This is a genomic window from Bradyrhizobium sp. AZCC 2176, assembly GCF_036924645.1.
Taxonomy (GTDB): domain Bacteria; phylum Pseudomonadota; class Alphaproteobacteria; order Rhizobiales; family Xanthobacteraceae; genus Bradyrhizobium.
On sequence record NZ_JAZHRX010000001.1, the window covers coordinates 5,928,134 to 5,945,598 of the forward strand.

Genomic DNA, 17,465 nt, shown 5'->3' on the forward strand with positions numbered 1-17,465 from the left:
GTCAGCCGGCCCTAACCGGACCCGCGCCGCGCCCCTTCCCGTAAACCGCATCCGCCCGCTTTTCGAACGCGGCGGCGAAGCGCTGGAATGCGGCATCGAACATCGTCCCCATCAGCATCGCCAGCATCCGGCTCCTGAATTCGTAGGACAGGAAGAACCCAACATCGCAGTCGGTCTCGGATTTCTGCTCGAACGTCCAGCGGTTCTCGAGATTGCTGAACGGGCCCTTCAGATATTCGACCATGATCTTCAGGTTCGGCCGGTCCAGCGTCACCCGGCTGGTGAAGGATTCCCGCACCAGCTTGAACGATACGGTCATGTCGGCGACGATGATTTCGGTGCCATCCGCCCTGGACGTGCGCTGACGTACCTTTAAAGATTGGCACAACGGCACGAATTCCGGATAGCGCTCGACATCGGCAACCAGGTCGAACATTTGCGACGCGGTGTGACGAACCCGGCGCTTGCTGGAAAAGCGCGGCATCAGTGGACACTCACGCGGTTTTGCTTGAGCGCGATTTCCTGCAGATAGCCGGTCGCCCGCCTCCGATCCGTGAAGCAGACCAGCGATTGGTCGGCGCGCAGGCCGCCAAAATAGTCCAGGAGCTTCGGTCGCTGTTGCCGGCGATAGGTCCTGACATAGCGAAAGAACTCGAAGTCGATTCTCTCCGGACAGCCTTCGGCCATTTCCGGGCGGACCTTGCCGTAGCTGCCGGCGATCCGCTTCATGATGCCGAACATGCAAGCCCTGCGCGGCAGGTCGAACCAGATCACGGTATCGCTGACCTGGCGGCGCAATTCGCCCGCGCCGTACCTGGTGTAGTTGCCGTCCATGACCCATTGCGGCCGACGCGCGACCTCGGCAACGCGATGTCCGAACTCGGCGTTGTCTGACGCGACCCAGCCGGGTTTCCAGTACAGCGCATCCAGCGAAACGAAGGGAATGCCCGCAATCTCCGACAGCCGTCGAGCAAATGTCGACTTGCCGGACCCCGACGATCCCATGACGAGAACGCGTTGCATTGGTTCTATCCGAGGCTAGCGGGCCCGCGCGAGGCGCGCCGCCTGCAGCTTGGCAAAATCCTCGCCCGCATGGTGCGACGAGCGGGTCAGCGGGCTCGCCGACACCATCAGGAAACCCTTGGTGTAGGCGACCTTCTCGTAGCCCGCGAACTCATCCGGGGTTACGTAGCGCATGACGGCATGATGCTTGCGGGTCGGCTGCAGATACTGCCCGATGGTCAGGAAATCGACCTCGGCCGAACGCAGATCGTCCATCACCTGCAGCACCTCGTGCCGCTCCTCGCCGAGGCCCACCATGATGCCCGACTTCGTGAAGATCGTGGGATCGATTTCCTTGACCCGCTGCAACAGCCGGATCGAATGGAAGTAGCGCGCGCCCGGCCGCACCGTGAGGTAGCGCGCCGGCACGGTTTCGAGATTGTGGTTGAACACGTCGGGTTTTGCTGCCGCGACCACTTCCAGCGCGCCTTCCTTGCGCAGGAAGTCCGGGGTGAGAATTTCGATGGTCGTAGTCGGGCAACGCGCGCGGATGGCGCGGATTGTTTGCGCAAAGTGCTCAGCACCGCCGTCGGCAAGATCGTCGCGGTCGACCGAGGTTACCACGACATGGGTGAGCCCGAGCTTGAAGGTCGCCTCCGCGACATGTTCCGGCTCCGCGGAGTCGAGCGCGCCGGGCATGCCGGTCTTGACGTTGCAGAACGCGCAGGCCCGCGTGCAGGTGTCCCCCATGATCATGAAGGTGGCGTGCTTCTTGTCCCAGCACTCGCCGATGTTCGGACAGCCGGCCTCCTCGCACACTGTGACGAGGCCGTTCTCCTTGACGATCTTCCTGGTGTCCGCATAGCCCCGGGTGTTCGGCGCGCGCACCCTGATCCAGTCCGGCTTTGGCGGCGACAGCGCATCCGGCCGATTCACCTTTTCAGGGTGACGCGGCCGCAGGGGCGTGGTGGAAAGCGTGTCTACGATGGTGACCATGGTTCGTCCAAAAGGCCGGAATCCCTAGGTAATCGGTATATCAGGTGCCTGCAACCCGGCTCGCGAAACCCCCGGGGAACATGTAACTATTTCGACAGGTTTCCCCACTGTTCCTCTGATTCTCACCTCGAATGGTTCAAATCTCAAAATCGGCCGGGACGCTCCCGCCCCTCGGCAAGCCGCTGAAACGCTCATTTTTCGACCGCAGCGTGCATGAGGTCGCGCCCGACCTGATCGGGGCGACGCTGCTGGTCGATGGCGTCGGCGGCATCATTGTCGAGGTCGAGGCCTATCACCATCTGGACCCGGCCGCGCATTCGTTCCGCGGGCCGACGCCGCGCAACCGGATCATGTTCGGGCCGCCTGGCTTTGCCTATGTCTACCGCTCCTACGGCATCCACTGGTGCGTGAATTTCGTCTGCGAGGCGGAAGGCTCGGCCAGTGCCGTGCTGATCCGCGCGATCGAGCCAACCCACGGTATGGCGGCGATGCGCCGCCGCCGCGGACTGCAGGAGGAGCGCGCGCTGTGTTCGGGGCCCGGCAAGCTCTGCGAGGCGCTTGGCATCACGATCAAGCACCACGAATTGCCGCTCGACGTTCCGCCGTTCGCGCTGCATGCGCGGCTTGGCAAGGCCGAGATCGCTGCGGGCGTGCGGATCGGCATCACCAAGGCGGTCGAACTGCCCTGGCGCTACGGTTTGAAGGGATCGCGATTTCTGAGCAAGCCGTTTTGACAGTGGAGTTTTGCCTGCGAACGCAGGGACTCATACTCCGCGGCTTTTGTTGTTGAAAAAACAAGATAACGACGACCTCATAAAACAACTTCGGCCGGTGGTTATGGGTCCCTGCGTTCGCAGGGACGACGGAAGATTTTCAGGTTTGAGATCGACGAGCCGACATACATCCGCGATCTCGCGACGCGAAATGCGCCCGAGGTTTGCTTGAAGTTCGCCCTCGAAAGTGAGAGGGCGCAGGGAATGCCGGGTGCCGGCTAGCACCCGCGGTCTCGTGTGCAAGATGCACTCAAGAATGCGCACACGAGCATACAGGTACAGCCGGAGCAGCCCGGCATTCCCCGCGCAATGGTTTGACAGCTTATGCCGCGCTCTCCCTGGAGACGAATTCCTCTTGCCTCCATCGCTGACGAATTGACGGCTCGCATCGCCCGGTCGAGCTTTGCAAACCTCCGCCAGCTTGACACCAGCCACGGGTGCCAGGACCACACGGTTTTGCCGTACGCAGCTTCCTCCGCCAAACCATTCAACCAGCCAGTGCCGCCGGCCAAACTTCTGGCGAAAGCGCTTAAGCGCCGTTCGTCTGTGCGCAATGCTCGCTCACGGATAACCGCCCTGCGAAACATCTTGCGCGCCTGACGCTGCCGCGTCCACCGCAACCCGCCCCAACGTTCGTGACGATGGCCAACGCCCCTCTTCTTTAGGACGGGATGGCGGGAGTTTTACCGGTGATTTGGGTCTGTCAGGAAGCGGAATATTTTTGCGACCGAAGCTGGACGGGGCAAATCAGCTTGAAGTTGCTACGGAAAATCGCGTATTGGCGCAGGCGACGCGGGCTATGCGCCGTGGGCCACAGCGACATCGGAAAAACGCCGCGCTGTTTCGTCGCTCGAATTGACTGGACTGCCGCTGCGCTGTACGGCGGGACGAACGGCGCTGTTCGAATTCGAAAGGGGGAATTCTATGCATCGTATCGCCTGCATCATTGCGGCCGCGTTGATGGTCATATTGTCGACCCCACTGGAGGCTGAAGCGCTCTCGTTTGAGAGCGTTGTTTCTCCTTCCGAGCGAACCGCAATTGTGACCGGCACTTTGTCACTTCCTCCAGGACCTGGACCTTTTCCCGTGGTCGTTTTGATGCATCCCTGTGGTGGACTTGACCGGTTTGGCGTGGCGACCCTTAAGGCGCATGCCAAGAACCTGCAAACGGCCGGCTTTGGCGCATTCATTCTTGATAGCTTCGGGCCGCGGAATCTGGGCGGAGGAAAGGCTTGTGGAATGGAAACGTCCCGCTTTCGGAAGGACGATGCCTTCAACGCGATGGCTTTTCTGGCGAGGAACCCGAAAGTCAGCAAGGATAATTTGTTTGCGCTCGGCTTGAGCAGCGGAGGGAGTGCTGCGATCGAGATCGCAAAGGGAAAAGCCGAAGCTCGATTTAGAGCCGTGGCCGCCTATTACCCGGAGTGCCACTCATTCGGCCCAAACGTCGCGATACAATCGCCGCTGTTGATCTTCGTTGCAGGGAAAGACGACTGGACGCTTCCAGACGGCTGCCTAAGAGCCAAGAATATCAATTGGGTTGCAGGAGCCACATTTGACGTGGTCGATTACCCAAACGCACGTCATGGCTTTGACCAACAGCGTGATCGTCCCGCCACATACAGAGGGCACACGCTTGCCTACAGCCCCGACGCCACGGCCGACAGCCGAAGGCGAGTGATTGATTTTTTCCTTCGCCACCTGACCGATGATCTCAAGACGAAAATGCAGAAGGGGCGCAACTAATCCCTTGGGCCCGGTGCCCGCATATTCGAGTTACCGTGCCTGCAGCGTGAAAGACGGAGCGCGTTCTCAAGCCTGCCAAATACGGACCGAAGCCACGTGTCGAGTTCCATTGCTAGCCATTTTGGTTTGAGCAGACCCAATAACGATGCGGTGACGACGAGCATCGCCTTTTCAGCAATCGCAACATCGACTCAATCCCGTCACGACACGCCCACGTTGAGCACGTAAGTGTGGCCTGCTGTTTCGCTTTGCGCGAGTCAAGTGTGCTCATAGATTGTACCGCGTCGAACACGTGGAACACGCAGCGCGATAAGTCTGCGCAAGCCACGGAGTCACCAAGCAGCAACAGAAACTTCAAAGAAAAGGAGCTGTACGATGGCGGGCGGCGTGTTTCCTGTTCAAGGATTTGGATTCCTTTCCAACTACAATGGTGCATTCGTAGCCAGTTCCGCGGTTGCCGCCATGCAGGCGATTGCGGGCACGAATGCAAACTCGATCGAGCTCGCGCCGCGGCTGTTTATGCAGACCAGGACGTCGAATGACGTCTTCGCCGACCCCAACAAGACCGAGAGCGACGCCAATATTCTTCAGGCCATGGCAAATGCGGGGGCGTTCGGGCTTTCGGTTACGCTGAAGCCCATGGTTTCAGCCCTCGATGGCTCGCTTGCATACGTCCTCAATCCGAGCGATCCCGCCGCGTTCTTTGCTTCCTACAAGAACCAAATGGTTCATATGGCTGAAATTGCCGAACAAGCAGACGTCAGCATGCTTGTGATCGGCAATGAGCTGGGCAAGCTCTCCGGCCCTGAATACCGAAATTATTGGGTCGACCTGATCGATTCCGTGCGCGCCGTGTTCCACGGCGAGATAACCTACGCGGCCGCCACCGACGAAGCCATCAATGTCAGCTTCTGGGACAAGGTTGATGTCATCGGAATCAACGCATATCCGCCGCTGACGACGAAAACGGACCCGACCGTCGAGGAGATGGTCAATGCATGGAACAGCATGTCCACCGACGACTACTGGGCGAAGGTGATGAACCACATGTCGCCGGTCGATTTCTTTCATTCCCTTGCCGTGCAGTACGACAAGCAGGTGTTCTTCACCGAGACCGGCTACCGCAGCGTCGACGGAACCAATATCAGTCCGGGCGGCTGGGCCGACAGCACGACGCAAGATGTCCAGGAGCAATACGATGCCTTCAACGCCTTCTTTCAGGTGTGGGGATCGGAAGGCGGAAGCTGGTTCAGGGGCGCGTCGATCTGGAACTGGGATGCGAACAACAAATACTCGCCGATCGGCTACTCGCCCGAAGGCAAGCCGGCACAGGAATTGATTACCGAATGGTACGGAGGTCAGCACCAGCCGCCAGGCCAGACGCTAACGGGTTCTCCGTCTGCTGATTTGATGGATGTCGGTGGCGGCAATGACGTGCTGTCAGGCGGGGTCGGCAACGACACGATCAAGGCAGGCGGCGGCGACGACACCATTACCGGCGGCCCCGATACGATTCCGAAACTCACGGAGACCACTATCACGGTGACGGGCTACAGCTCCGTCGTCGACGGCGTCGGCGCCAAAATGCAACTCCTGATCAACGGGCAGCAGATCGGCAGTACGGTCGAATTCCACGGCGCGACCGACCCATCGGGTTTCCAGACTTTCACATTCACGTTCGCCAACCCGGCTACCGTCTCCAGTCTCGATCTCGCCTTCATCAACGATATAGCCAACGCCAATGGCGACCGTAACCTTTATGTCAAGGACATCACCGTCAACGGCGAGCATCTTGCCGTGTCGGAAGGCGTCAATCCGAGCTCGCCAGGGACGTGGAACCTCTACCAGAACAAGTCCATCCACTATGACATGACCGGGCACCAGGACCTGTTCTTCGGTTCGTCGACTGATGATGACTATCTGGAAGGAGGCCCGGGCAAGGATGTGATCAGCGGTGGCGCCGGGACGGACACGGTCCAGGGCGGCGCGGGCAACGACACCATTACCGGCGGGCCCGGCGCGGATGTGATCCACGGCGGAGCGGACGACGATGCGATCAATAGCGGCGCCGGCATCACCACGGCGACGGATCAACTCTATGGCGACGACGGCAATGACATCATCAAGGCTGGCAGCGGCGACACCGGCGCCCTGCTCGACGGCGGCGCTGGCAAGGATCAGTTGTATGGCAGCTGGGCGGCGAACGTCATGAACGGCGACGACGGCAGTGATTATTTGTCCAGCGGCGGCGGGCTGGATGTCATGCATGGCAACGCCGGTGACGATCAGCTAAAGGGCGGCGCCGCGGCGACCAGGATGTACGGCGACGATGGCAGCGACAGTTTGCAGGGCGTCACCGGCAACGAGTTCCTGTACGGTGGCAGCGGCAACGACCGGCTGACCGGCGGCGCTGGAAACGATTATCTGGCCGGCGGGACGGGCAACGATACGTTCGTGTTCGCCCCTGGCTTCGGCAAGGACACCGTTGCCGACTTCCAGAATACCGATGGCGTGCAGGACATCATTCAGTTCGACAAGACCGTGTTTGCCGACTTCAGCGCGCTGCAATCGCACATGGCCGAGGTTGGCACCAGCGTCGTGATCACGGTCGACGCCAACAATACGATCGAGATTCAGAACAAGACCTTGAGCCAACTCCACGCCAGCGATTTTCTATTCGTCTGAAGCTTATCGGGCCGAGCGCCGCACCGACAATCATCGCGCGGCTACTCTGTTCGATGGCACACCGCCTCGACCTTATTGCCGTCGGGATCGCGCAGGAACGCGCCATAATAGGCGGCGTGATAGTGGCGCAGGCCGGGTGGCCCGTCATCGGTGCCGCCGGCGGCGATACCGGCGTGCCAGAACGCGTCCACCTCGTTTCGCGATTTCGCCCTGAAGCACCAATGCCGGCTGGAGGCTTCGTCCGGCTTTGGGCCCCGGTAGATCGCGAGGTAGACATGGTCCGGATGCGCCGCGTCAGCCCGCTCGCCATAGCCGATCCAGCGGTCGCTTCTTCCAACCTTGACGACGTCGAGTGCTTTCATGATCGCGTCGTAGAAGCGCTCGGCTGAGGCGAAATCTGAAACCGTGATGGAGACGTGGTCCAGCATCGATAAGTCCCTCGATGATGACTGAGAAACCTCCATCGTCATTGCGAGCGAAGCGAAGCAATCCATATCGCGGCATAACGGATAGATGGATTGCTTGGTCGCTTCGCTCCTCGCAATGACGGCGCGGACAGCTACGACGCCATTTTCAACCGCTCCAGCGCTTCGAGGAGCTTTTCCTTTCGCGCCACCGCCGCCTCGCGCTTTTCCTTTTCTTCCTCGACGATCTCTTCGGGCGCGTTCGCCACGAATTTCTCGTTGCCGAGTTTGGCGTCGACCCGCTTGATGTCGGCGTCGGCCTTGACGATTTCCTTGTCGAGCCGGGCCTTTTCGGCCGAAAGGTCGATCACGCCCTTGAGCGGCAGCGCCACGACTTCGCCGCGCACGAGCAACTGCACGGCACCTTCCGGCGGGCGATCGGCGAAATCGATCTCGGCCAACCGCGCCAGACGTTTCACGATGTCGTTCCAGCGCTGGGCGCGGTCCTTGGTCTCCGCGGACGCACCCGACAGCACCACCGGGATCAACGTCGCCGGCGGAATGTTCATTTCCGAACGCACCGAACGGATGGCGGTGACGAGATCGACCACCCAGCCGATCTCGGCCTCGGCAGCGGGATCGCTGAAATCTTCGGCATAGAGCGCGGCCGTGGCCGGCGCGATCAGGGGATCACCGGGCCCTGCCATCGCCATCGCGGCGATCTGCTCGGCCGTAACCGAACTCGCCTTGCGCGGCCATTCGGCCAGCACCAATAGGCCGTCGCGCCTGGCCGTCACGGCCCAGAGCTCTTCGGTGATGAATGGCATGAACGGATGCAGCAATTTAAGGATCTCGTCGCGCGCCCAGGCGATCATGGCGCGGGTCTCCGTCTTGGCCGCCCCATCCTCGCCCATCAGCACAGGTTTTGCGAGTTCGAGGTACCAGTCGCAATAGACGTTCCAGACGAAACGGTAGATCGCGTTCGCGGCGTCGTTGAAGCGATAACCGTCGATCGCCTCGGTAACCTCGCGTGTGGCGCGCGACGTCTCATGCGCGATCCAGCGGTTCAGGGTTTCCTTCGCCGCTGTCGGATCAAAGGCCGCGGGCTTCTCGCAGCCGTTCATCTCGGCAAAGCGGCAGGCGTTCCAGAGTTTTGTCGCGAAATTCCGATTGGTTTCGACGAGCTGTGGCGACAGCTTGATGTCGTGGCTATGGGCGGCGCCGCGCGCCAGCGCAAAGCGCAGCGCGTCCGCGCCGAAATCGTCGATCACGCCCAGGGGATCGATGACATTGCCTTTCGACTTCGACATCTTTGCGCCCTTCTCGTCGCGCACCAGGCGGTGGATGTAGACGGTCGAGAACGGCGCCTCCTTCATGAAATGCAGGCCCATCATCATCATCCGGGCGACCCAGAAGAAGATGATGTCCCACCCCGTGACAAGCACGTTGGTCGGGTAATAGCGCTTCACTTCCGGCGTTTCGTCCGGCCAGCCGAGCGTCGAGAACGGCCACAGCCCCGATGAGAACCAGGTGTCGAGCACGTCTTCATCCCTGACGATGAAGCCCTCGCGCCTGGCAGGGTCCTGCGCCATTTCGCGCCCCTGCTCTTCCGTGATGACTTCCTGCTCGACGTAGTAACCGAGCGCGTTGCCGACGGCTTCCTCTTCGGTTTCGGCGACGAACACCTTGCCGTCGGGTCCGTACCACGCGGGAATCTGATGGCCCCACCACAGCTGGCGCGAGATGCACCAGGGCTGGATGTTCTCCATCCATTCGAAATAGGTCTTTTCCCAGTTCTTCGGCACAAAGCTGGTCGCGCCCGAGCGCACGGCCGCGATCGCCGGCTGCGCCATGGTCCTGGCGTCGACATACCACTGGTCGGTCAGGTAAGGCTCGATGACCACGCCTGAGCGGTCGCCATGCGGCACCATGTGCGTGTACGGCTCGACCTTGTCCAGGAAACCGAAATCCTCCAGCCGTGCCACGATCTGCTTGCGTGCGGCGAAGCGGTCGACATTGTGCAACTCTTCGGCAAGAAGGCTCGCGCCTTCCGGCAAGCCGCGCAGATAATCCTCGTTGTCGACGAGAGCGAGACAGCCCTCGCGATCGAACACGTTGACCTGCGGCAGGCCGTGACGCTTGCCAATTTCGAAGTCGTTGAAGTCGTGCGCCGGCGTGATTTTGACCGCACCCGATCCTTTCTCGGGATCGGCGTAGTCGTCGCCGATGATCGGGATGCGGCGGCCGACCAGCGGCAGGATAACGTGCTGGCCGATCAGGTGCCCGAGACGCTCGTTCTCCGGATGGACCGCAACAGCGGTATCGCCGAGCATGGTTTCGGGGCGCACCGTCGCCACCACGATGAAAGTCGAGGGATCGTCGGGGCTGAAAATTTTACCTTCGATCGGATAGCGCAGATACCAGAGACTGCCCTTGACCTCGACCTGCAGCACTTCGAGATCGGAGATCGCGGTCACCAGCTTCGGATCCCAGTTGACCAGCCGCTTGTCCTTGTAGATCAGGCCCTCGCGATGCAACTGGACGAACACCTTCACGACCGCACGCGACAAGCCTTCGTCCATCGTAAAGCGCTCGCGCGACCAGTCGCAGGAGGCGCCCAGCCGCTTCAACTGGTTGACGATGGTGCCGCCGCTCTCGGCCTTCCATTGCCAGACGCGTTCGAGGAATTTGACGCGGCCGAGGTCGCGCCGGTGCTCCTGCCGTTCCATCAATTGCCGCTCGACCACCATCTGGGTCGCGATGCCGGCATGATCGGTGCCGGGCTGCCAGAGCACGTCGCGGCCGCGCATGCGCTCGAAGCGGCAGAGAATATCCTGCAGCGTGTTGTTCAGCGCGTGGCCCATATGCAGCGAGCCCGTCACGTTCGGCGGCGGGATCACGATGGTGAACGGCGCGGCGTCTTTTCGTTCCGGGCGGCCGGCCTTGAACGCGTCGCTCTCCTCCCAGATCCGGGACATGCGGCTTTCGATATCGGCGGGCTGGTAGTTTTTCTCGATCATGGCACTGCAATTGGGATGTAGGGGGCGCTCTTGAGCAAAACCGTCGCCGGCCCGCTCAAAGAATGTGAATCAAATCAACGTGGTAGCGCCCGGTTTGAATGCGATCGGCGCCGGGCCGCCCCTAGAAAGCCGCCACAGCGCCTCAAGTCAACCTGACAACTCAGTGCCGGACCTGCAGGGAGCCGTGGTAACGCCGGTTTGAATGTCCGAATGGGGCCCGATCGATGCCTGCCGAGGGCAACCTCAATGCAGCCTTGACCCTGTCTTGGGACTAGCGCCCGCGCGAAACCCGCTCGATTTCGGCCTTGACGATCCGCTCCACCAATCCCGGCAAATTGTCGTCTAGCCAGGATTTCAGCATCGGCCGCAGCATTTCCTTGACCAAGTCTTCCAGCGTCCGCGCATTGTTGCTCAGCACGGTATTGGCCAGCGAATTGAAGGCGGATTCCACGGCGGAGACGGTCGAATGCGACAAAATTGGTCGCGCTGGCGCGCTCTCGAACGGCGGCTCATAGGCCGGCTGGCGACGTGACGCCCTGGCTTCGGTGAATTCGATGTCGTCCTGAGGTTCGACCTTGCTGAATGTTGCTGCGGCGGGGGCTGGTGTCGGCTCCGGCAATGCCATCTCGTCGGTGAGTTCGAACACGTCTGGTTCTGGTTCAGGTTGCGGCGCCGGCCGGATGTCCGCCTCGGGCGTCGCCGCGTCGAGGCTCGCCAGCATGGCGTCGATGTCGTCCTGGTTGTTGCTGGCGACCGGTTCAGGTGCAGGCGGCGGTGGGACCGGCTTCGGCGCGGGAGCCGGCTTCGGTACCGGAGCAATTGCCGACGGCGGGATATCCCTCATCACGGCCGGCTTTGCGGCGGCCGGGCTCGCCGTTTTTTCGGCAGCCGCAGGCTTGGCCTCGTCGTCGGCTATGATGCGACGGATCGACGCCAGAATCTCCTCCATCGAGGGCTCTTGGACCTTTGCAGGTTGCGTCATCTCCGACTCCACATCGAAACCATTTTACACCAAAGCCACGAGGGAATTGCCGGTTCCGGAAATGCAGGCCGGGATTTTCATCGCACAAGCCTGACTTGTCCCCAGATCAAGCCCGCCGCTGCATCGCGCGGTGGCCCTTCTCCCCTCAAGGCGACCCCCTGACGCGCGTCCGTGAGATGCAAGGACGCGGGCCACGAATCGCTCAGCTCGCCCCGGAAACGGTACGTCATGGCCACAATTGATTGCAAGCAAAGCGCCCGGCGCTTCAGGCGCCGGGCGACGATTTCATCCCACCTGTGCGGAAATCTGCTCGGAGATCAGCGGCCGTCGGGTGTGCGAACGCCAGCCCAGCTATCACGCACCTGATGATAGTGCACGCTGGGGTCGTAGACCGTGGTTGGCAAGTTGAGCACCAGCGGCGACAGCCGTCCGACCTTGTCCAGCACGGAGTATGACGCCACCACGCGATCATGCTGCGCGGTGACGAGCGCGACGCGCGCGTTGACCAGCGCCTGCTGCGCGTTCAGCACGTCGAGTGTGGTGCGCTGTCCGGCCTTGGCTTCCTCGCGCACGCCGTTCAACGCGATTTCCGACGCCTGCACCTGCGCTTGTGCAGATGCAACCTGCGCCTTGCCGGCGACGAGTTGTCCCCATGCCGTGACCACGTTGGCGCGGGTCTGGTCGCGGGTCTGCTCGAGAGCCAGACGCTGCTGCGCCAGCGTTTCCTTGGACTGGCGGATCAGCGAATATTCGCTGCCGCCTTGATAGATCGGAACGTTGAGTTGCGTGATCGCGGACGCGCCGAACGACCGATATTGGATCAGGCTCTGCTCGTAGGATTGCTGCACAGAGGCCTGAAGCGTGACCGTCGGCAACAGCGCGCCTTCGGCCACCTTGACCTGGAGGTAGCTGACGTCGATGCCGAACATCGCCGCGGTGACGGTCGGATTTTGCGTCAGGCCGAGCTCGACGGCGGCCGGCAGCGTCGATGGCAGGAAACGGTCGACCGGCGAGCCCGGCGCGAGCGCTACCGGCTCGTTGCCGATGATGCGGCGAAAGTTCGAGCGCGTCGTGGTCAGGTTGGCTTCCGCGGTCAAGAGCTGCGTCTTGCCGGCGGCAAGCTGGGCTTCCGACTGCGCGACGTCGGTGCGCGTGACTTCGCCGACGTTGAAGCGGTCGCGCGTCTGCTTGAGTGTCTGCTCCAGCACGCGAACGTTGCTCTTCTGCACCTCGACGATCGCCGAATCGCGCAGATAATCCATGTAGATCGTGGCGCCGCTGAGCAAGACGGTCGACTCGAGTGCGCGCAGCGCTTCGCGCGCACCGGAAACTTGCCCCTCAGCCGCTCTGGTCCGGTTCGCGGTCTGCTGGCCGTTGAAGAGTGTCTGCGTGATGGTCGCGCCGACGCTGCGCGGCGGATTGGCGCCGTTAATGACGGTTCTCACCAGGACGTCGGGGGTGCCGCCCTGCGTGCTCAGCGTATCCGTATATTGGTAGCCCGCGCTTGCCGTGACCGCGACCTTCGGGCGGTAGCCCGACAGCGCCTGCGGCACGTTCTCGTCGGTGATGCGCACCTGCGCGCGCTGCGCATTGAGTTGCGGGTTGTTCTGATAGGCGCGCACCAGCGCTGCCTCAATTGTGTCGGCCAAGACGGGCGCCTGGCCCATGCACACTAATAGAAGGGCCGAAGCCGCGGCCCCGGCAAATGCCTTCACCCCACGCATCCCAAGCAATCCAATCTTTTGGCGCCCGACCCATGACCATGATCGCACATGATCATTAACCGAACGTCGCTTCACTCGAAGTGAGTCCCAGCTCACCTTAGTCCGCACGTAAGCCGGACGGAACTACCCCGCAAGCAAACGCCGTCGAAACTCTTCACGTGGGGCAATCGGGCCACACTTCTGATTTCGAAGAGGATTTAGCCGGCCGCGGAGGGCGGATATTGGGCGTGGAAACGGCTGAAACGCTAGAAAACGAAGGCCGGAACAAGTTCCATGCCGGGCAGCACCGGGGCAGCGGCATCAAACAGCGTCCGGTGACCGAAATCGCCATGCGAGCAGGTCACGATGGTAGCCCGTGCCGGCCGCGACATCGCAAAAACGCCCACCAATCGGCCGCCACTGCGCAATTGCCCGTAGAGCTGCTCTGGCACGATTTCGGTCGCACCGTTCAGCACGATGACATCATAAGGTGCCTTCGCCGGGTCGCCATCGGCCGGCGCTGCGGCGCGGACCGTTACGTTTCCACAGCCATTGCTGGCCAGAATCGCCTGCGCCTTGGCGGCCAGCGCCGAATCGCTCTCCGTCGCGGACACTTGGGGCGCGAATCGGGCGATCACGGCGGCGGCGTAACCGGTGGCACAGCCGACCACCAGGACGCGGTCGGTCTCCTTGATGTCAGCCGCCTGCAGCATCTTCGCCAGCACCTCCGGCTTGATCAGGAACCGCTTGGCCGAACTGCCCTCGCCGACGTCGAGATCGAGGTCCAGATAGGCCAGCGCCTGCTTGTTTTCGGGAACGAAGGCCTCGCGCGGCACTGCCAGCATGGCATCGAGAATTCGGATATCGGTCACGTCGCTCGGACGCACCTGACCATCGACCATTTTCTGGCGCGCGGTCGCAAAACCGGACATAGGCTAAGACCCTGAGAGCATGCGGCGTGGCCGCCGGGAGAGCTGAAACCGAGGTCATCTTTGGTACAAGCGTCGGCAAAACGCAACATGCGGCCCGCCTGTCGCCGGGCTGCCCGCCGGCGGTGCGGGAAAAGCCGCTTACTCGAAGCCGCCTACTCGATCGTCACGGCGAGCCGGGCGATCAGCCGCGCGACCTCATCCAGATGTTCGGTATCGTGCTCTTCAATGGCTTGCGCGAGCCGCTGCAGGCATTCGTCGTCACTTAGGGCGGGACCGTCGCTCGGAACGATCGAAGGTACGGCGCGGATCAGGTCGGTCGCAATGGCTGGCATCGAATCAGCTCCCGTGAAACCCCGACATCACGGAGCCTCCGGACCGATTGAGTCGAATTGGCGGCCCGCTCCATGACGCCTGGGGATGACGGGGATGACGGGATTGCGCATGTTAGGTTCCGGGTGACCGTCTTCCCCAGGCCGAAAACGACGACAAATCGTTGTGACGCAGCGGCTTTCCGGCCCCGCTTCAAGCAGGAGCGCAGCCGATGATTTGGTCCTTTGCAAGCCTGAAAGGCTTTGTTATACGCTCCCCGCTCGCGAACCTTTGTTTCGCCTGTTCCTCGGTAGCTCAGCGGTAGAGCATTCGACTGTTAATCGAATGGTCGCTGGTTCGAATCCAGCCCGGGGAGCCAGTTGCGGCTGGTAGGTTCGCCATTTTTCGATCCCTACCCGCGCGATAGACGACCTCCAATCTGCGCATACAGTAAATTGCGGCGCTTCATTTATCGCGGCAAATCCTTTCTGAAGGCGAGCTATTTAATAGATCGGCGCTGCCACGAGCGCGTCGGTCCTGGAAGGAAGAGCCCTTATACGGCCGGGCTTCCGCAGCCGGACTCAGCAGCGTAACGCTGAAAAAGCAGCATCAATCGGACCCGCGGGGCATGAATCAACTACACAACCCGGCGCCGTGCTTGGCCCGAATATTCAACGCAGGATATTAAAGGATACCGCTTGACCAAATGGTATAATTTCTGAAAATGTTCCCTGGTATTTTAAATATTAAAAATAACAAGGTGCCGCTATGGGTAAGTTATTTAATATTCTGGCCGTGACGTTGCTCGCCAGTCTGGTTCATTCGCAGGCGAGCGCTGCAACGGTCGTGAATTTCACGGGCGACGGCAAGTTCTCCAACGTGTCGAATTGCACCGGCGGTAGCCCCGGCTGCTCCATTAGCAATGACAAAAACGTGCTCAAAATGTCCGGGGCGACGTGGCCGGGAAATCAGTCGAGCACGCTGACCATTACGGACATCACCGGCACAAACATCACAACGAACCAGAACGATTACACTATTGGCAAGATCACCTGGGTGAACCTGGCGACTTACAACACCGATCAGAACTTCAACGTCAAATACACGTTTTCGCTGAATTTCACATCGCCGAACAATGCGTTTGATTCTCAGGTGTTCAACCTGAACATCCAGCAGACGACCAACCCGTCGCCTGACAACGTGTTCAACATCAGCCAGACGACGCTCAACAACCTGGGCCCGTTCACTCTCAACGGCGTTACGGTTTCCGACATTCACTTCGTTGAATTTGGCGATGGATGGTACGACGGAAGCAGATGGACGAACCCGGAGCGTGGGACGTCGACGCTCAAGATCGTGGCCGACTTTACCTTCGCGACGGCGGCCCCTCCGGTACCGGAACCGTCAACCTGGGCGATGATGATCCTTGGCTTCGGCGGCGTCGGCTTCATGGCCTATCGTCGCAAACGGGGCGGAAGCGCGATCACCGCAGCCTGACCTCAGGCGTTGAAACAACTCGAAAGCCGCCCGATCGGGCGGCTTTTGTTTTTCGACATCGGTGGCGCCCTACCTCGCCGCAATGGCAGCGATGAACAGCGCGCAAGCCGCCGTGGATGAAACCGTCCGCACGTGGTTCCACACCGTCCAGTCCGTCAGATAACGCGCCCACAGCGATGCGGCCTCGTGGCTTGCGGGATCGGCCGCGGCAAGCGCGTTGTTCAGCGGCACGTTGAAGACCATCGTCACGACGAACATGCCGAGCACATAGAGTACGCCGCCGGCCGTCATCGCGATCGCGCCGGGCTCGCCCCAACGAAACAGCGCGGTCACCGCCAGAGCGGCGCTCGCAGCCGTCGTTGCCAGGAAGATCGGCATGAACAGCGATTGGACGATCGCGGCGTTGATCGCATTCATCGCTGCGATGCCTGCCGCCTGACCGATGCGGCCAAGCGCCGTCATGATGAAGGTCGAGAACGCGAAATAAAGCCCGGCGAGCAGACCGCAGCCGATCGCGGAAAACCACAGCAGCCCCGTGATCAACATCTGCAGCATGATCATGCCCTCCAGGCACCGGTCGCCGCGGTCCGGCGGACGTAATCGGAAAAGTCACGCGCGGGACGCCCGAGCGCCTGTTCGACACCGTGCGCGACATCAGAATTGCGCCCGTCGAGCACGACAGTGAACAGTTCCAGCATGAGTTCGATGATTTCGTCGGGTGCGTGGGGCCGCATCCCGGCTGCAAATTCCTCCGGCGCGATCTGCCGGTACCCGACCGGCCGCCCCGCGGCGGCGGCGATTTCGGCGACCGCCTGCGCGAATGTCAGCGCGCGCGGTCCCGTCACCTCATAGACCTTGCCGGCATGACGCCGATCCGTCAGCGCGGCGACGACAACCTCGGCGATGTCATCGGCGTCGATGAACGGTTCGGGTACGGCGCCGGCCGGCAAGGCGATCTCGCCGGCCAGCACGCCGTCGAGCAGATAGCTTTCGGAGAAATTCTGATCGAACCAGCTTGCGCGCACGATGGTCCAGGGAATGCCGGATTGCTGCAACGCCGCCTCTGCCCGTTGCGCTCCCGGCTCGCCACGCCCCGACAACAATACCATGCGCTCCAGCCCATTCTCGTGCGCCAGCCGGCTCACCTCGGCGATCGCATCACTGGCGCCCTCGACCGCAAGATCCGGCTGGTAGGTGACATAGGCCATCGAGACGCCGGCAAGCGCGGCCGGCCATGTCTCGGGGCGGGTCCAGTCGAACGGCACCGGTGTCGAACGCGACACCGGCCGCGTCGGGACGCCGCGCGCCCTTAGCAGCGCATTGACGCGCGCACCGGTCTTGCCCGCGCCGCCGATAATCAGGATCGGAAGTTCTGACATGGATCATCCTTTTCGGGAATATAATACGAGAATATCT

The 17,465-nt window shown here is 61.5% G+C and carries 15 protein-coding genes and 1 tRNA gene; 5 read left to right on the forward strand and 11 right to left on the reverse strand.

Going from position 1 to position 17,465, the window contains the following annotated elements; translation table 11 throughout:
* Position 1: 1 nt before the first annotated feature.
* The 3 genes from V1288_RS27890 to lipA are packed head-to-tail and all read right to left on the reverse strand — an operon-like array spanning position 2 to position 1,998.
* On the reverse strand, positions 2-484 hold the full coding sequence (locus tag V1288_RS27890) for a type II toxin-antitoxin system RatA family toxin (protein ID WP_334360078.1): 483 nt from the start codon (positions 482-484) through the stop codon (positions 2-4).
* The gene (locus V1288_RS27895) at positions 484-1,023 is read right to left on the reverse strand and encodes a DNA topology modulation protein (protein ID WP_334360079.1); all 540 of its coding nucleotides are present in this window, start codon (positions 1,021-1,023) and stop codon (positions 484-486) included. The genes V1288_RS27890 and V1288_RS27895 overlap by 1 nt, the downstream gene beginning before the upstream one ends.
* Before the next feature lie 15 nt (positions 1,024-1,038).
* A complete protein-coding gene (gene lipA, locus V1288_RS27900) occupies positions 1,039-1,998 on the reverse strand; it encodes a lipoyl synthase (RefSeq protein WP_334360080.1) in 960 nt (319 codons plus the stop codon).
* A 131-nt stretch (positions 1,999-2,129) separates the two neighbouring features.
* Here lipA and V1288_RS27905 point away from each other — a divergent pair, with 131 nt between their 5' ends.
* From V1288_RS27905 to V1288_RS27915, 3 genes are all read left to right on the forward strand, one after another.
* Positions 2,130-2,732, forward strand: coding sequence for a DNA-3-methyladenine glycosylase (locus tag V1288_RS27905; RefSeq protein ID WP_334360081.1), 603 nt, complete (start codon positions 2,130-2,132; stop codon positions 2,730-2,732).
* 963 nt (positions 2,733-3,695) lie between these two features.
* Positions 3,696-4,517, forward strand: coding sequence for a dienelactone hydrolase family protein (locus V1288_RS27910; protein ID WP_334360082.1), 822 nt, complete (start codon positions 3,696-3,698; stop codon positions 4,515-4,517).
* 375 nt (positions 4,518-4,892) lie between these two features.
* Complete coding sequence (locus V1288_RS27915) at positions 4,893-7,202, forward strand: glycoside hydrolase family 113 (protein WP_334360083.1); 2,310 nt, start codon at positions 4,893-4,895, stop codon at positions 7,200-7,202.
* Positions 7,203-7,243: 41 nt separating this feature from the next.
* On the opposite strand, the gene V1288_RS27920 is transcribed toward V1288_RS27915, so the two are convergent.
* The 6 genes from V1288_RS27920 to V1288_RS27945 all read right to left on the reverse strand — a co-directional run bounded on the left by V1288_RS27920 (position 7,244) and on the right by V1288_RS27945 (position 14,575).
* A complete protein-coding gene (locus V1288_RS27920) occupies positions 7,244-7,630 on the reverse strand; it encodes a VOC family protein (RefSeq protein WP_334360084.1) in 387 nt (128 codons plus the stop codon).
* Positions 7,631-7,761: 131 nt separating this feature from the next.
* The gene (locus V1288_RS27925; protein ID WP_334360085.1) at positions 7,762-10,626 is read right to left on the reverse strand and encodes a valine--tRNA ligase; all 2,865 of its coding nucleotides are present in this window, start codon (positions 10,624-10,626) and stop codon (positions 7,762-7,764) included.
* Positions 10,627-10,897: 271 nt separating this feature from the next.
* Positions 10,898-11,608 carry a PopZ family protein gene (locus V1288_RS27930; protein ID WP_334360086.1) on the reverse strand — a complete coding sequence of 237 codons (711 nt, stop codon included), beginning with the start codon at positions 11,606-11,608 and terminating at the stop codon, positions 10,898-10,900.
* 317 nt (positions 11,609-11,925) lie between these two features.
* On the reverse strand, positions 11,926-13,332 hold the full coding sequence (locus V1288_RS27935) for a TolC family outer membrane protein (protein WP_442893863.1): 1,407 nt from the start codon (positions 13,330-13,332) through the stop codon (positions 11,926-11,928).
* A gap of 245 nt (positions 13,333-13,577) precedes the next feature.
* Positions 13,578-14,243 carry a protein-L-isoaspartate O-methyltransferase family protein gene (locus tag V1288_RS27940; RefSeq protein ID WP_334360087.1) on the reverse strand — a complete coding sequence of 222 codons (666 nt, stop codon included), beginning with the start codon at positions 14,241-14,243 and terminating at the stop codon, positions 13,578-13,580.
* A 152-nt stretch (positions 14,244-14,395) separates the two neighbouring features.
* On the reverse strand, positions 14,396-14,575 hold the full coding sequence (locus tag V1288_RS27945; RefSeq protein WP_334360088.1) for a hypothetical protein: 180 nt from the start codon (positions 14,573-14,575) through the stop codon (positions 14,396-14,398).
* Between the two features lie 281 nt (positions 14,576-14,856).
* On the opposite strand from V1288_RS27945, the gene V1288_RS27950 reads away from it, so the two are divergent.
* Positions 14,857-14,931: transfer RNA gene (locus V1288_RS27950), tRNA-Asn, on the forward strand.
* Between the two features lie 389 nt (positions 14,932-15,320).
* Positions 15,321-16,049, forward strand: a complete 729-nt coding sequence (locus V1288_RS27955; RefSeq protein WP_334360089.1) for a choice-of-anchor K domain-containing protein — start codon at positions 15,321-15,323, stop codon at positions 16,047-16,049.
* A gap of 69 nt (positions 16,050-16,118) precedes the next feature.
* Here V1288_RS27955 and V1288_RS27960 read toward each other — a convergent pair whose 3' ends face one another.
* Both V1288_RS27960 and V1288_RS27965 read right to left on the reverse strand, forming a co-directional pair.
* Positions 16,119-16,604: an anthrone oxygenase family protein gene (locus V1288_RS27960; protein ID WP_334360090.1), complete on the reverse strand. Its 486-nt coding sequence runs from the start codon at positions 16,602-16,604 to the stop codon at positions 16,119-16,121.
* 2 nt (positions 16,605-16,606) lie between these two features.
* The gene (locus V1288_RS27965) at positions 16,607-17,428 is read right to left on the reverse strand and encodes an NmrA family NAD(P)-binding protein (protein WP_334360091.1); all 822 of its coding nucleotides are present in this window, start codon (positions 17,426-17,428) and stop codon (positions 16,607-16,609) included.
* Positions 17,429-17,465 lie beyond the last annotated feature (37 nt).